This is a genomic window from Roseomonas haemaphysalidis (assembly GCF_017355405.1).
GTDB classification, from domain to species: Bacteria; Pseudomonadota; Alphaproteobacteria; order Acetobacterales; family Acetobacteraceae; genus Pseudoroseomonas; species Pseudoroseomonas haemaphysalidis.
Genome location: NZ_CP061177.1, coordinates 769,170 through 782,186, shown reverse-complemented (window position 1 = coordinate 782,186; position 13,017 = coordinate 769,170). Strand labels below are relative to the sequence as shown.

The 13,017-nt window shown below is 71.2% G+C and carries 14 protein-coding genes; 8 read left to right on the top strand and 6 right to left on the bottom strand.

The genetic code is table 11. From position 1 onward, the window contains the following. Positions 1 to 11: 11 nt before the first annotated feature. Positions 12 to 1,055, bottom strand: a complete 1,044-nt coding sequence (gene hemE / locus IAI59_RS03490) for a uroporphyrinogen decarboxylase (protein WP_207418668.1) — start codon at positions 1,053 to 1,055, stop codon at positions 12 to 14. 337 nt (positions 1,056 to 1,392) lie between these two features. Between hemE and IAI59_RS03485 the strand changes: the two genes are divergently transcribed. Together IAI59_RS03485 and IAI59_RS03480 are read left to right on the top strand one after the other, a co-directional pair. Next, positions 1,393 to 2,259, top strand: a complete 867-nt coding sequence (locus tag IAI59_RS03485; protein WP_207418669.1) for a pyruvate, water dikinase regulatory protein — start codon at positions 1,393 to 1,395, stop codon at positions 2,257 to 2,259. Then, complete coding sequence (locus IAI59_RS03480) at positions 2,256 to 2,885, top strand: Maf family protein (protein WP_207418670.1); 630 nt, start codon at positions 2,256 to 2,258, stop codon at positions 2,883 to 2,885. Before IAI59_RS03485 ends, IAI59_RS03480 begins: the two co-directional genes overlap by 4 nt. A 267-nt stretch (positions 2,886 to 3,152) precedes the next feature. On the opposite strand, the gene gshB is transcribed toward IAI59_RS03480, so the two are convergent. Further along, a complete protein-coding gene (gshB, locus tag IAI59_RS03475) occupies positions 3,153 to 4,103 on the bottom strand; it encodes a glutathione synthase (protein WP_207418672.1) in 951 nt (316 codons plus the stop codon). Between the two features lie 124 nt (positions 4,104 to 4,227). Between gshB and IAI59_RS03470 the strand changes: the two genes are divergently transcribed. The 3 genes from IAI59_RS03470 to dnaQ all read left to right on the top strand — a co-directional run bounded on the left by IAI59_RS03470 (position 4,228) and on the right by dnaQ (position 6,604). Next, positions 4,228 to 5,094, top strand: coding sequence for a shikimate dehydrogenase (locus IAI59_RS03470; RefSeq protein ID WP_419556481.1), 867 nt, complete (start codon positions 4,228 to 4,230; stop codon positions 5,092 to 5,094). Positions 5,095 to 5,308: 214 nt separating this feature from the next. Beyond that, positions 5,309 to 5,893: a dephospho-CoA kinase gene (coaE, locus tag IAI59_RS03465; protein ID WP_207418673.1), complete on the top strand. Its 585-nt coding sequence runs from the start codon at positions 5,309 to 5,311 to the stop codon at positions 5,891 to 5,893. A 9-nt stretch (positions 5,894 to 5,902) separates the two neighbouring features. Beyond that, positions 5,903 to 6,604 (top strand): DNA polymerase III subunit epsilon, encoded by a 702-nt coding sequence (gene dnaQ / locus IAI59_RS03460; protein WP_207418674.1) that lies wholly within the window; start codon positions 5,903 to 5,905, stop codon positions 6,602 to 6,604. A gap of 51 nt (positions 6,605 to 6,655) precedes the next feature. Here the strand turns inward: dnaQ and IAI59_RS03455 are convergent, their stop codons facing one another. The 3 genes from IAI59_RS03455 to IAI59_RS03445 all read right to left on the bottom strand — a co-directional run bounded on the left by IAI59_RS03455 (position 6,656) and on the right by IAI59_RS03445 (position 8,416). Then, on the bottom strand, positions 6,656 to 7,393 hold the full coding sequence (locus tag IAI59_RS03455) for a class I SAM-dependent methyltransferase (RefSeq protein WP_207418675.1): 738 nt from the start codon (positions 7,391 to 7,393) through the stop codon (positions 6,656 to 6,658). 46 nt (positions 7,394 to 7,439) lie between these two features. Next, on the bottom strand, positions 7,440 to 7,916 hold the full coding sequence (locus tag IAI59_RS03450; protein ID WP_207418677.1) for a MarR family winged helix-turn-helix transcriptional regulator: 477 nt from the start codon (positions 7,914 to 7,916) through the stop codon (positions 7,440 to 7,442). A 104-nt stretch (positions 7,917 to 8,020) separates the two neighbouring features. Then, the gene (locus IAI59_RS03445) at positions 8,021 to 8,416 is read right to left on the bottom strand and encodes a hypothetical protein (RefSeq protein ID WP_207418678.1); all 396 of its coding nucleotides are present in this window, start codon (positions 8,414 to 8,416) and stop codon (positions 8,021 to 8,023) included. 434 nt (positions 8,417 to 8,850) lie between these two features. On the opposite strand from IAI59_RS03445, the gene IAI59_RS03440 reads away from it, so the two are divergent. Next, positions 8,851 to 10,500 carry an MFS transporter gene (locus IAI59_RS03440; RefSeq protein WP_237180862.1) on the top strand — a complete coding sequence of 550 codons (1,650 nt, stop codon included), beginning with the start codon at positions 8,851 to 8,853 and terminating at the stop codon, positions 10,498 to 10,500. A gap of 244 nt (positions 10,501 to 10,744) precedes the next feature. Here IAI59_RS03440 and IAI59_RS03435 read toward each other — a convergent pair whose 3' ends face one another. Next, complete coding sequence (locus IAI59_RS03435; protein WP_207418681.1) at positions 10,745 to 11,059, bottom strand: TIGR02300 family protein; 315 nt, start codon at positions 11,057 to 11,059, stop codon at positions 10,745 to 10,747. A gap of 165 nt (positions 11,060 to 11,224) precedes the next feature. On the opposite strand from IAI59_RS03435, the gene IAI59_RS03430 reads away from it, so the two are divergent. Continuing rightward, complete coding sequence (locus tag IAI59_RS03430; RefSeq protein ID WP_207418683.1) at positions 11,225 to 12,391, top strand: 3-phosphoshikimate 1-carboxyvinyltransferase; 1,167 nt, start codon at positions 11,225 to 11,227, stop codon at positions 12,389 to 12,391. Then, positions 12,388 to 13,008 (top strand): (d)CMP kinase, encoded by a 621-nt coding sequence (gene cmk / locus IAI59_RS03425; RefSeq protein WP_207418685.1) that lies wholly within the window; start codon positions 12,388 to 12,390, stop codon positions 13,006 to 13,008. Before IAI59_RS03430 ends, cmk begins: the two co-directional genes overlap by 4 nt. Positions 13,009 to 13,017 lie beyond the last annotated feature (9 nt).

Genomic DNA, 13,017 nt, shown 5'->3' with positions numbered 1-13,017 from the left:
GCCTTGCTCCCTCACCCCATCCGGATGATCCGCGCCAGCGCCCCCACATGCTCCGGCGGCGTCGGCGGCACAATGCCGTGTCCCAGATTGAACACGAAGGGCCGCCCGCGCATCGCCGCCAGCAGGGCGCGCGCCTCGGCCTCCATGGCCTCGCCGCCGGCGACCACCACCTGCGGGTCCAGGTTACCCTGCAGGGTGATGCCGGGGGGCACGTTGGCCACGGCCCAGCGGGGGTCCATGCCCGTGTCCATGGCGACCGTGCCGACGCCCACGCGCGCGGCGTATTCCGGCAGCAGCGGCCCCGCCAGGCGCGGAAAGCCGATCAAGGGGATGTCGGGCCGCACCTTGCGGATGGCGCGCACGATGGCGGCGCTGGGCTCGATGCTCCAGCGGCGGAACTGGTTGGGGGGCAGCAAGCCGGCCCAGCTGTCGAACAGCATCAGCGCCTCGGCCCCGGCATCGGCCTGGGCGAGCAGGTATTCCACCGTCGCATCCACCAGCAGCCGGATCAGCTTGCCGAACAGCACCGGGTCGCCATAGGCCATGCGGCGCGCATGGGCGAACTCGCCCCCGCCTTTGCCTTCGACCATGTAGCAGGCGACCGTGAAGGGGCTGCCGGCGAAACCGATCAACGCGGCCTTGGGCGCCTCGGCCGCCAGGCCGGCGCTGACGCGGGATACCGTCTCGATGATCGAGGCGATCTTCCCCCTGAGCATGGAGGGGTCGAGCCGCGCAAAGGCCTCGGCATCGCGGACCGGCTCCAGCAGTGGGCCCTCACCCTCGGCATAGCGCAGCCCCTGCCCCAGCGCCCAGGGCACCATCAGGATGTCGCTGAACAGGATGGCGCCGTCCATGCCAAAGCGGCGCAGCGGCTGCAGCGTCACCTCCGCCGCCAGTGGCGGGTTGTTGCACAGCGAGATGAAGTCGCCGGCCTGGGCGCGGAGCTGCCGGTATTCCGGCAGGTAGCGCCCGGCCTGGCGCATCAGCCAGAAGGGGGGCGGCCAGACGGCCTCGCCGGCCAGGGCGCGCAGGAGGGGCTTTTGCACAGGGTCCATGGGCCCTCTTTCATAGAAAAAGAGTCTTTAAGAAAAGTGGGGGGGTAGATAGGCCCTGTGGATAAGTAGGACGCATTCGGCGGCGCTTTTCATCCACAGCTTCCTCCACAGCGCGACTCGGAAGGAAAAGCGAGACATTCCTTAGGGTTGAGGGGGTTATGGTTGATTCGAACCGACCGTTCCCATGTTTTTTCCCCCAGGGGCATCAAATGTGGATTCGCTCCCCGATTCACCCAGGGGTGCGATCCGGGGCTTGCGGTTGTCCCCAATTTCCACCTCCATCCCCGCTCTTCCCACAGCCGCCCATAGCCCGCCCAGTGGCGGAAACCGGGGACCGATGCCGCACCGCACGATCAACCTGCACCTTGTCTCGGACAGCACCGGGGAAACGCTGAATTCCATGGCGCGCGCCGTGCTGTCGCGCTTTCCCGACTCGCACGTCATCCACCACCGCTGGTCCCTGGTGCGCTCCCGCTTTCAGCTGGAACAGGTGCTGGAAGGCATCAAGGCGGAGCCGGGGCCGGTGATGTTCACGCTGGTCGACCGCTCGCTGCGCCATTCGCTGGAAGAGGTCTGCAAGCAGATGGACGTCGCCTGCCTGTCGGTGCTGGACCCGGTGATCGACCTGCTGCAGGCCCAGCTGGGCGAGCAGGCGCGCGAGAAGCGCGCCGCCCAGCATGTCATGGACGCCGACTACTTCCGCCGCATCGACGCCATGCACTACGTGCTGGCGCATGACGACGGCCAGGGCGTGGCCGGCATCGAGGAAGCCGACTGCGTGATGGTCGGCGTGTCCCGCTCCTCCAAGACGCCCACCTGCTTCTACCTGGCCAACCGCGGCATCAAGGCCGCCAACGTGCCCATCGTCCCCGGCGCCACCCTGCCCACGGAGCTGGAGGACCCCCCCTGCCCCGTGATCGGCCTGACCATCGACGTGGGCGCGCTGATCGACATCCGCCGGCACCGGCTCAAGATCATCGGCGCCGGCGGCGTGCGGCAGGACACCAACGACTACATCGACCACGAGGCGGTGAAGGCCGAGATCCTGGCCGCCCGCCGCCTTTGCACCGCGCGCGGCTGGCCCGTCATCGACGTCACCCGCCGCTCCATCGAGGAAACGGCGGCCACCGTGCTGCAACTGATGGAAGCCTGGCACGCCCGCCGCGGCGGCCACGCCCCCACCCCCGGCAGCATCGGCGTATGAGCCTGATCACCCCCGGCGCCCCGCCCCTGGTGCTGGCTTCCTCTTCCACGACCCGCGCCGCCTTGCTGCGGGCCGCCGGCCTGCCCTTCGCGGCGCAGCCCGCCGCGGTGGACGAAGACAGCCTGAAGCAGGCCGCCCAGGCGGAGGATATCCCCCCCGCCGATGCCGCCGTGCTGCTGGCCGACGCCAAGGCCGAGCGCATCGCCCGCCGCCTGCTGCGCGACAACACGGATGCCCTGGTGATCGGTGCCGACTCCCTGCTGGTCTGCGAAGGCCGGTGGTTCGACAAGCCCGAGGGGCTGCGCGGCGCACGCGCCCAGCTCCAGGCCCTGCGCGGCCGCACCCACGAGCTGATCTCGGCCGTGGTCTGCTGGCGCCACGGCGCGCGCATCTGGCACCACGCCGCCACTTGCCGCCTGACGATGCGCGAGTTCTCCGATGACTTCCTCGACGCCTACTTGGCGGCCGAGGGCGAGGCGGTGACCCACTCGGTCGGCGTCTACCGGCTGGAAGGGCTGGGGATGCACCTGTTCCGGAATGTCACCGGGGAACACGCGGCGATCCTGGGGCTGCCCATGCTGCCGCTGATCGACTTCCTGCGGCAACATGGGGTGGTGGTGCGCTGAGATGGCCGGCCGTGGCCAGGGGGGGCGCCGCCCCCCTGGACCCCCCGCTGGGGTGGCAGTGCCACCCCGGACCCCGCCGGGAGAAAGCATTCGGGCCTCGGGGATTGGGCGCGACGCGACGGCAAACCGGGATTTCATAAAAATTTCCGCCTGCGGCCCGGTGCCCACTGCGGCTGAAAGCTCCAGAATGCTTTCTGATGCCGGGGTCTGGGGTAGCTCAGCCACCCCAGCGGGGGTCCAGGGGGCAGCGCCCCCCTGGCCAACGCCTCAGCCCGCGCGCTTCCGCTCGATCGCGTCCCAGATCGCCTTCTCCAAGTGCACGCCGTCGAAGCGCGCCACTTCCTGCAGGCCGGTGGGCGAGGTGACGTTGATCTCCGTCAGGTAATCCCCGATCACGTCGATGCCGACGAAGATCATGCCCCGTTTCTTGAGTTCCGGCCCGATGCGGGCGCAGATCTCGCGGTCGCGCGGCGTCAGCGCCACCTGTTCCGGGCGGCCGCCGACATGCATGTTGGAGCGGCTTTCGCCCGCCGCCGGCACGCGGTTGATGGCGCCCAGCGGCTCGCCGTCGATCAGGATGATGCGCTTGTCGCCCAGCCGCACGGCGGGGACGTATTGCTGGATCATCAGCGGCTCGCGCGAGCGTTCGGCGAAGAGCTCCAGCAGGGAGTTGACGTTGCTGTCGTCGGGCCGCAGGTGGAACACGCCGGCGCCGCCGTTGCCGAACAGCGGCTTGACGATGATGTCGCCGTGCTTCTCGCGGAAGCGCCGCACCTCGGCCGGGTCGTGGGTGATCATGGTGTCCGGCATCAGCTCCGGGAATTCCATGACGAATAGCTTTTCGGGCGCGTTGCGCACGCTGGCGGGGTCGTTCACCACCAGGGTCTTGGGGTGGATCATCTCCAGGATGTGCGTGGCGGTGATGTAGGCCATGTCGAAGGGCGGGTCCTGGCGCATCAGCACCACGTCCATGGTGGACAGGTCGACCTCCCGCGCCTCGCCGAGCGTGAAGTGGTTGCCCTTCTCGCGGCGCACCTCCACCGGCTGCACGCGGGCGCGCACGGTGCCGGAATGCAGGGTCAGGTCGCGCACGTGGTAGTGCCACAGGCTGTGGCCGCGGCTTTGCGCCTCCAGCATCAGCACGAAGGTGCTGTCGCCGTCGATGTTGATGCTCTGGATCGGGTCCATCTGGACCGCGACCTGCAAGGCACGTGTCATGGGAAGTCCTTGGTTCGGGGTAGCGCGTCGCTGGTAGTGGTGGCATCGCGGGGGCCGGATGACCAGGGGGGCCGTTACTGCTGGGCGTTGACCGGCGCCGCCCGCCGGCGGCATGCAGGCAGGCATGACCGACGATGCGACGACCTCCCTTGGGCTGATCACCGGCAAGGCGCGGCTGGCCGGCGTGCTGGGCTGGCCGGTGTCGCATTCCCGCTCCCCCCGCCTGCACGGCTTCTGGCTGCGGCGGCACGGCATCGACGGCGCCTACCTGCCGCTGCCCGTGGCGCCGGAAGGGTTCGAGGCGGCGGTGCGCGGGCTGGTGGCGCTGGGCTTCCGCGGCGCCAATGTCACCATCCCGCACAAGGAGGCCGCCTTCGCGCTGTGCGACGCGGTGGACGAGGCCGCCCGCCGCATGGGCGCGGTCAACACCCTGGTGTTCGAGGAGGGCCGCATCCTCGGCTCCAACACGGACGGCTTCGGCTTTCTGCAAAGCATCGCCGAGCAGGCCCCGGGCTGGGCTGCGGCGGACGGCCCGGCCGTGCTGTTGGGCGCCGGCGGCGCCGCGCGGGCCATCGGCAGCGCGTTGCTGGATGCCGGCTGCCCCCGGCTGATCCTGGTCAACCGCAACGTGGCGCGGGCCGAGGCGCTGGCGAAGGCGCTGGGCGGCCCCGTCTCGGTCGCGGCCACGCCGCCGCTGGCGGGCGCGGCCCTTCTGGTCAACGCCACCAGCCTCGGCATGGTCGGCCAGCCGCCGCTGGCGATCGACCTCGCTCCCCTGCCCGGCCATGCCGTGGTGGCGGATGCCGTCTACGTGCCACTGGAAACGCCGCTGCTGGCCGCCGCCCGGGCGCGCGGGCTGCGCGCGGTGGATGGGCTGGGCATGCTGCTGCACCAGGCGCGCCCCGGCTTCGCCCGCTGGTTCGGCACGATGCCCGAGGTGGACGCGGCGCTGCGCGAGGTCGTCGCCGCCGATATTCCCCGCACGGCATGAAGGGCTGTCCCCCGACGGGTCGCGTTGCAGGAAGGTTGGGGAAAGAATCCCCCGAGCCCCTTCTTTTTTCTGATTCATCTTCGGTTGCGCCATTGGCACGCTTCCGCCCTGGCGCCCCGCCCCCATGGCCGGAACCGAAGAACAGACAGAAAAAAGGAGTGGGTTTGAGGGAGTTCACTCCCCCAACCTTCCGCTGCCCTCCAGAGAAGACAACATGATCGTCTGGGGCCTCACCGGCGGCATCGGCATGGGCAAGTCCACGGCCACCGCCCTGCTGCGCCGCCGCCATGTGCCGGTGTTCGACGCCGATGCCACGGTGCATGCCCTGCAAGGGCGCGGCGGCCGCGCCGTGCCCCGCATCGCCGCCGCCTTTCCCGGCACCACCCGCGACGGCGCCGTGGACCGCGAGGCGCTGCGCCGCGCCGTGCTGGGCCACCCCGCCGCGCTGCGCCGGCTGGAACGGCTGATGCACCCGCTGGTGCGCGCCGAGGAACGCCGCTTCCTGGCCGCCGCGCGCCGCCGCCGCCGGCCGCTCGCGGTGCTGGACATCCCGCTGTTGATGGAAACCGGCGGCGAGCGGCGCTGCGACGCCGTGCTGGTGGTGTCCGCCCCCGCCGCCACGCAGCGCGCCCGCGTGCTGGCCCGCCCCGGCATGACGCCGGAGCGCTTGGCCGCCATCCTGAAGCGCCAAACGCCCGACCCGCTGCGCCAGCGCAGAGCGGACCACCTGATCCGCACCGGGCTGTCCCGCCACGCCACGCGCCGGCAACTGCTGGCGCTGCTGGCCCGCGCACCCTAGATCACCCGCATGCAGCCCCGCACCGAACGCTCCATCATCCTGGACACCGAAACCACCGGCCTCGACCCCGCGACTGGCGACCGCGTGCTGGAAGTGGCGGCGGTGGAGCTGATGAACCTGGTGCCCACCGGCCGCAGCTTCCACGTGCTCATCGACCCCGAGCGCGACGTGCCGGAGGAAGCCAGCCGCATCCACGGCTTCACGCGGGAGATGCTGCTCGGCAAGCCGAAATTCGCCGAGATCCTGCCGGGCCTGCTGGCCTTCCTGGCCGAGGACCCGGTGATCGCCCACAACGCGGTGTTCGACTTCAACTTCCTGGACCACGAGTTCAAGCGCGCTGGGCAGGCGCCCATCCCCCGCACCCGCATGGTCGATACGCTGGTGATGGCCAAGAAGCGCTTTCCTGGCCTGCCCAACAGCCTGGACGCGCTGTGCCGGCGCTACGGCATCGATAACTCTATGCGCACCTCGCACAACGCGCTCCTGGACGTGCAGCTGCTGGCGCAGGTCTACTTGGAGCTGATGGGCGGCAAGCAGCCCGGCCTGGAACTGGCCGGCAACCGCGCCGCCGCCAGCCACGCCCCGGTGCTGCTGGACGCCGCGCCGGTGGTCCGCACGCCACGGCCGATCACGCCCTCGGCCGATGAACTGGACGCGCATGCGGCATTTCTGGGGAAGCTCAAGGAGCCGATCTGGCGGGCGCTGGACTGAGATGGTGACCAGGAGGCGCTGCCCCCCTGGCCGACGCCTGTCAAAGCAGCTTCAGAACTTCCACCCGGTATGGATCGCCACGATCCCGCCCGTCAGGTTCTGCCACTTCACGCGCTCGAAGCCGGCGCGCTCCATCATCCCCGCCAGGGTCGGCTGGTCCGGGAACATGCGGATGCTTTCGGCCAGGTACTGGTAGCTGTCCGCATCGTTAGCGATGCGCGCGCCGATGGCGGGCAGCACCTTGAAGGACCAGGTGTCGTAGACCGGCTTCAGCGCCTCGACCTCCAGGCTGGAGAACTCCAGCACGCACATCCGCCCGCCCGGGCGCAGCACGCGGAAGCCTTCGCGCAGCACCGCATCCTTGTCCGTGCAGTTGCGCAGGCCGAAGGCCATGGACACGCGCTCCACGCTGCCGGACGGCAGCGGGATCTTCTCCGCGTCGCAGCAGATGAAGTCGAGGCCCTCGACCATGCCCTTCTGCAGCGCGCGGCCCTGGCCGACGCCCAGCATGGCGGCGTTGATGTCCGCCAGGATCACTTTCTTCGCACCGCGCTTCTTGGCCAGGAACGCCACGTCCCCGGTGCCGGCGGCGAGGTCCAGCAGCGTGTCGCCCGTGCCGGCGCCGATGGCGGCGACAAAGGCCTGCTTCCAGGCGCGGTGCAGGCCGAGCGACATCAGGTCGTTCATCACGTCGTATTTGGGCGCGACGCTGTCGAACACGTCGCGCACCATGGAGGCCTTGGCCTCGCGCTCGACGGTGCGGAAGCCGAAATCCGTGGTCTGGGTCATGCGGGCGATCCTAGATCAGCCGGGAGCCCAGCAGAAGGGTCCAGCGCTAGCCGAGCACGCGCCGCAGCAGCCGGATCAGCACGCGCCGCTCCTCCGCGCTGAGCGGCGCCAGCAGGCGCTCGTTGGCCTGCTGGCCCTGGCGCACGGCGTCGGCCAGCGCGGTTTCCCCGGCCGCGGACACGGACAACACCACGGTGCGGCGGTCCAGCGGGTCGCGGCCGGCATCCACCAGCCCGCGGTCTCGCAGCCGGGCGACGACGCCCTGGATGGTGGCGGGGTCCAGCGCCACGGCGCGGCCCAGGGCGTTCTGCGTGGCACGGCCCAGTTCCGCCAGCCGCAGCAGCGTGGCGAACTGGGTGGAGGTCAGGCCGCCCACGGCGCCGCGGTCCTGGAACAGCGCGGCATGGCGCTGGTGCGCGCGGCGCAGCAGATGGCCGACCGATTCATCGAGGCGATAGGGCACCACCGCCGGCGGAGGCTCCGCCGCTTCGGCCACGACGATCGAGAATTGCGTCTGGCCCATGCCCATGCCCCTATTGCGATGCCGCCCGGCGCCGGTTCAGCCCGGCGCCCCACAGCGCGGGTGCAGCATCGGCACGCGGGGGCGCAGCGTCAACCGGGCGCGGGTCAGCCCGGCAGGGCGCGGTAGCCGAGCATGGCCAGCGTCAGCCCGCCCAGCCCCAGGGCCACCATGCCGGCGCGGTCGGCATGCCACATCAGCCGCTCGGCCAGGACGACGGAAAGCTGGCGGCGAGTTTCGCGTTCCCGAAGCCGGCGCCCGGCTTCCCCGGCCACGGCCGGGGCGAAGGCATTCCACAGGCGAGTATGCCGCAGGTCGATGCGCGGCAGCCGCAACGCCATGCCCCACATGGCCAGCCACAGCGCCGCGGTCATCAATGCGCCGCTTTGCAGGGCCAGCAACGGATTGGCTGCCAGGACAAGCATCACCAGGCCGATGCCGAGCGCGGCATAGCCCATGCCGCGCCGGATGGCGTAGTCGGCGATGTCACGGAGCGTATCCATCAGAGGCCCCCTTTCCATCCTGCCGGCCGGACCGGGACGATGCCCCGGGCTGCCGCGCCGCAGGCGGGCAATCAGTTCAGATGATCATATGGGCCAACTTGGCGGCGGGGGAAGCGTTGCAGGGGCCGCAAGGCGATTCCGCCGGCGTTTTTCCCTTCGGCGGGTGGAAGCCTTCTGGCGCCTGGATTGGCACCAGAAATCACTTTTTCGTGAAAACGGACCGGTCCACGCTTCCATGATTCCACCCCCCGCCGGGCCTCGTCACACTCCGGCACAGGCGGTTGCCCCGGCATCGGGCAGCCCGCCGCGCAAACCCCGCCACAGACGCGGGGACGACAGGCACCGTCAACAAACGCCCGGCGGCTTTGCCGGGACAGGGGCAGGGATTCTTCCAACCAATGGCCATCGCCACCACCACGGCCGGGAAACGGCCCATGACCGCGGGCGAAAGGAAGGTGATCCTCGCCTCCTCGCTCGGCACCGTCTTTGAGTGGTACGACTTTTATCTCTACGGCTCGCTGGCCACCATCATCGGCGCCAAGTTCTTCAGCCAGTTCCCGGAGGGCACGCGCAACATCTTCGCGCTGCTGGCCTTCGCGGCGGGCTTTCTGGTGCGGCCCTTCGGCGCGCTGGTGTTCGGGCGCCTGGGCGACCTGGTCGGGCGCAAATACACCTTCCTGATCACCATCCTGATCATGGGCGCCTCGACCTTCATCGTCGGCGTCCTGCCGACCTCGGACCAGATCGGCATCACCGCCGCCGTCATCCTGATCATCCTGCGCTGCCTGCAGGGGCTGGCGCTTGGCGGCGAATACGGCGGCGCCGCCACCTACGTGGCCGAGCATGCCCCCCAGGGCCGGCGCGGCTTCTACACCAGCTTCATCCAGATCACCGCCACGGGCGGGCTGTTCCTGTCGCTGCTGGTCATCCTGTTCACTCGCGGCGCGATGGGCGAGGAAGCCTTTCTGGATTGGGGCTGGCGCGTGCCCTTTCTGGTGTCGATCCTGCTGCTGGCCGTGTCCGTCTGGATCCGCACGCAGCTCGACGAGAGCCCGGCCTTCAAGAAGATGAAGGCGGAAGGCACCGGCTCCAAGGCGCCGCTGTCGGAAGCCTTCGGCCAGTGGAAGAACGCCAAGGTCGCCATCCTGGCGCTGCTCGGCCTGGTCGCCGGGCAGGCGGTGGTCTGGTATACCGGCCAGTTCTACGCGCTGTTCTTTATCAGCTCGATCCTCAAGGTGGACGGCTACACCTCCAACCTGCTGATCGCCTGGGGGCTGCTTCTCGGCTCCGGCGGCTTTGTGCTGTTCGGCTGGCTGTCGGACAAGATCGGCCGCAAGCCGATTATCCTGGGCGGCTGCCTGCTGGCGGCGCTGACCTACTTTCCCCTGTTCAAGCTGCTGAGCGCGGAAGCCAACCCCGCGCTGCACGCCGCGCACCAGAACATCGCGGTGGTGGTGCAGGCGGACCCGGCGGACTGCTCCTTCCAGTTCAACCCGGTCGGCACCGCGCGCTTCACCAACAGCTGCGACATCGCCAAGTCCGCGCTGGCCCGCCTGTCGGTCAACTACAAGGTCGAGAACGCGCCCGCCGGCAGCGTGGCCACGGTGCGGATCGGCCAAGCCAGCATCCCGGCCAACGCCCCCAACTTCGCGCAGGCACTGGGCGCCGCGGTGACGGCGGCGGGCTACCCCGCGGCGTCCAACCCGTCCGTCGTCAAGATGGCGCATCCGTTCGACGTGTTCCGGGAACAGCCCTTTGTCAGCATCCTGGTGCTGACCATCCTGGTGATCTACGTCACCATGGTCTACGGCCCGATCGCGGCGGCCCTGGTGGAGCTGTTCCCGACCCGCATCCGCTACACCTCCATGTCGCTGCCCTACCACATCGGCAACGGCTGGTTCGGCGGGCTGCTGCCGGCCACCTCCTTTGCCATGATCGCGCAAACGGGCGACGTGTATTACGGCCTCTGGTACCCGGTGGTGATCGCCGCCGCGACGGTGGTGATCGGCGCCCTCTTCATCCCCGAAACCAAGAATCGCGACATCTTCGCGGAAGATGGGGTGGGGGCACCGGCGCGCCGCTAGCGCGAAACGGCGGTCTTCATGACGTCCGAAGGGGGCTCTGCCCCCTCGGGCTTTCCCGGCGGAAGGCCGCGCACCCCCGCCTGCCCGGGACACCGGGCGAAGGGGGCACCGAGCGGGCGGCGGCCCTGACGACGGCGGGCGGTCCAGGGAATGCGATTCCCTGGCGGCGGGGTGACCGAGAAAGGGGCTCAGCCCCTTTCTCGGTCACCGGCGCATGGGTTCCGGGGGCGGCGCCCCCGGCAACTCAGTTGTCGTCGTCGCGGTCCTGTTCGACCTCGACCTCGATGTCGTCCTCGGCGTCGTCCAGCTCTTCCGCGTCCTCCAGGGACTCGTCGGCCTCGACGTCCTCGATCTCCACCTCGTCCGCATCGGCATCCACCGGGGCGGCGCGCTTCTTCACCTTGTCCTCCACCGGCAGCGGCGCGCGGCGGGCGCGGGGCTGTTCGGCGGGCTGCTCGGTGCCGCATTTCGGGCACACGGCCGGCTGCTTGCCCAGGTCGTAGAACTTGGCGCCGCAGGCGACACAGGTGCGCTTCATACCCAGTTCGGGCTTGGCCATCGGCGTGGAATTCCCGCAGACATAGGGGGGTGGCCGCCGCGCGAACGGTGCTGGCGGCCGGGCAAGGGCGCGCATTGCCACGCACATGGGGTCATGTCAAACCCCGTGGCCATGTCCCAGCCCGCTGCCGCGGAACCCGAGCCGGCCGCGCCGGCATGCCGCATCATGCCGCCGGCCCACGGGTTGCGCGGCCATGCGGCGCTGCCGGCGGCGCCCGAGGCCGCCTGCCTCGCCATGGCGCTCGCCGCCCTGTCCGCCGGGCGCAGCACCCTGTCCAACCTGCCGGACGGCCCCGAAACCCAGCATCTCGCCGCCGGGCTGCGGGCGCTGGGCGCCGAGGTCGTTTCGCTCGCGCCCGGCGTTTGGCGCATCGCCGGCCGTGGCATCGGCGGGCTGGTGGAGCCGGCGGCGGTGCTGCGGGCGGGCGGCAGCGCCATGGTCGCCGGGCTGCTCGGCGGCTTGGCGGCCGGCCATCCGGTCTTCGCCGTGCTGGAGGCCCTGCCCGGACTCTGCTTCGGAACCCTGGCCCAGTCGCTTTCCGCCGTCGGGGCCCGGGTGGCCGGCCGTGCCGGGCACCGCCCGCCCCTGGCCATCCAGGGCGCGGCCGATCCCTTGCCGGCGGAAGGCCCGGTGTCCCGCGACCTGGCGCCGCCGCTGTTGCTGGCCGGCCTCGCCGCGCGGGGCCACACCCACCTGCGGCTGCCCGGCCCCGCGCCCCACCCGGCCGAGGCGTTGCTGCGCTGCTTCGGCGCCGTGCTGGATGCCGGCACCGTGGCGGCCGGGCGCCACCTCACGCTGCGCGGCCAGCCGGAACTGCACGCCGTCACCCATGCCCTGCCGCCCGACCCGCTGGCGGCGGCGGCGGCGCTGCTGGCCGCGTCGCTGGTGCCGGGGTCCGAGCTCCGCGCGCCCGGCGCCGACCCGGGCCTGCTGGCCGCCTTGCGCGCGCTGGGCGCCGACATCGGCGACGGCACCGCGCGCCACGCCCCGCTGCGCGGCGCCGTGCTGCACGCCGGGGCGCTGCCGGAAGGCGCGCTGCCGCTGCTGGCCACGGCCTGCGCCTTTGCCCGTGGCCCCAGCCGCCTTTGCGGCGCCGCCGCCGATCCTGCCGCCGCCGCAACCCTGGCGCTGCTCGCGACCCAGGGTGCCACGGCGCGGCAGGATGGCGACGACCTGATACTGTCCGGCACCGCCCCGCCCCCCGGCGGCGGCCACACCACGTTAAAGGAGCACGGCATCATGATGAGCGCCTGGGTCATCGGCCTCGCCGCCCCGGGGGGGGCCGGCATCGACGGCCTTCTTCCCCCCGTCCTGCTCGGGCTCGGCGCATGAGCGCGGTGGTGATCGCGGTGGACGGCCCGGCCGCCGCCGGCAAGGGCACGCTGGCGCGGCGGCTGGCCGCGCATCTGGGCCTCGCCTACCTGGACACCGGCCTGTTGTACCGCGCGACCGGCCGGCGCGTGCTGGACAGCGCCGCCGACCCCGCCGATGCCGCCGCCGCCGAGGCCGCCGCCCGGGGCCTGACCCCGGCCGACCTGGCGCGGGGCGACCTGCGCGGCCCTGAAGCCGACCGCGCCGCCAGCGCCGTCGCCGCCCAGCCGGCGGTGCGCGCCGCCCTGCTGGACTGGCAGCGCGATTTCGGCCGCACCCACGGCGCGGTGCTGGACGGGCGCGACATCGGCACCGTGGTGTTTCCCGATGCCCGGGTGAAGCTGTTCGTCACCGCCAGCGCCGAGGAACGGGCCCGCCGCCGCTGGCTGGAGCAGGGCGGCACCGGCGACCGCGAGGCGGTGCTCGCCGCCCTGGTCGCCCGCGACGCGCAGGATGCCGCCCGCGCCGTGGCGCCGATGAAGCCAGCCGAAGACGCGACGCTGATCGACACCACGGAACTGGATGCCGATGCCGCCTTCGCCCGCGCGCTGGCGGTGGTGGAAGCGCGGTTGCGCTGACCGGAGGGG

Excerpts from the sequence above, each read along its gene's own strand:
- IAI59_RS03480 (WP_207418670.1), top strand. The coding sequence starts at position 2,256 with ATGAGCCTGATCACCCCCGGCGCCCCGCCCCTGGTGCTGGCTTCCTCT.
- IAI59_RS03440 (WP_237180862.1), top strand. The coding sequence starts at position 8,851 with ATGACCGCGGGCGAAAGGAAGGTGATCCTCGCCTCCTCGCTCGGCACC.
- IAI59_RS03450 (WP_207418677.1), bottom strand. The coding sequence starts at position 7,916 with ATGGGCCAGACGCAATTCTCGATCGTCGTGGCCGAAGCGGCGGAGCCT.
- gshB (WP_207418672.1), bottom strand. The coding sequence starts at position 4,103 with ATGACACGTGCCTTGCAGGTCGCGGTCCAGATGGACCCGATCCAGAGC.
- IAI59_RS03455 (WP_207418675.1), bottom strand. The coding sequence starts at position 7,393 with ATGACCCAGACCACGGATTTCGGCTTCCGCACCGTCGAGCGCGAGGCC.
- IAI59_RS03430 (WP_207418683.1), top strand. The coding sequence starts at position 11,225 with ATGCCGCCGGCCCACGGGTTGCGCGGCCATGCGGCGCTGCCGGCGGCG.
- cmk (WP_207418685.1), top strand. The coding sequence starts at position 12,388 with ATGAGCGCGGTGGTGATCGCGGTGGACGGCCCGGCCGCCGCCGGCAAG.
- dnaQ (WP_207418674.1), top strand. The coding sequence starts at position 5,903 with ATGCAGCCCCGCACCGAACGCTCCATCATCCTGGACACCGAAACCACC.
- IAI59_RS03485 (WP_207418669.1), top strand. The coding sequence starts at position 1,393 with ATGCCGCACCGCACGATCAACCTGCACCTTGTCTCGGACAGCACCGGG.
- hemE (WP_207418668.1), bottom strand. The coding sequence starts at position 1,055 with ATGGACCCTGTGCAAAAGCCCCTCCTGCGCGCCCTGGCCGGCGAGGCC.
- IAI59_RS03470 (WP_419556481.1), top strand. The coding sequence starts at position 4,228 with ATGACCGACGATGCGACGACCTCCCTTGGGCTGATCACCGGCAAGGCG.
- IAI59_RS03445 (WP_207418678.1), bottom strand. The coding sequence starts at position 8,416 with ATGGATACGCTCCGTGACATCGCCGACTACGCCATCCGGCGCGGCATG.
- IAI59_RS03435 (WP_207418681.1), bottom strand. The coding sequence starts at position 11,059 with ATGGCCAAGCCCGAACTGGGTATGAAGCGCACCTGTGTCGCCTGCGGC.
- coaE (WP_207418673.1), top strand. The coding sequence starts at position 5,309 with ATGATCGTCTGGGGCCTCACCGGCGGCATCGGCATGGGCAAGTCCACG.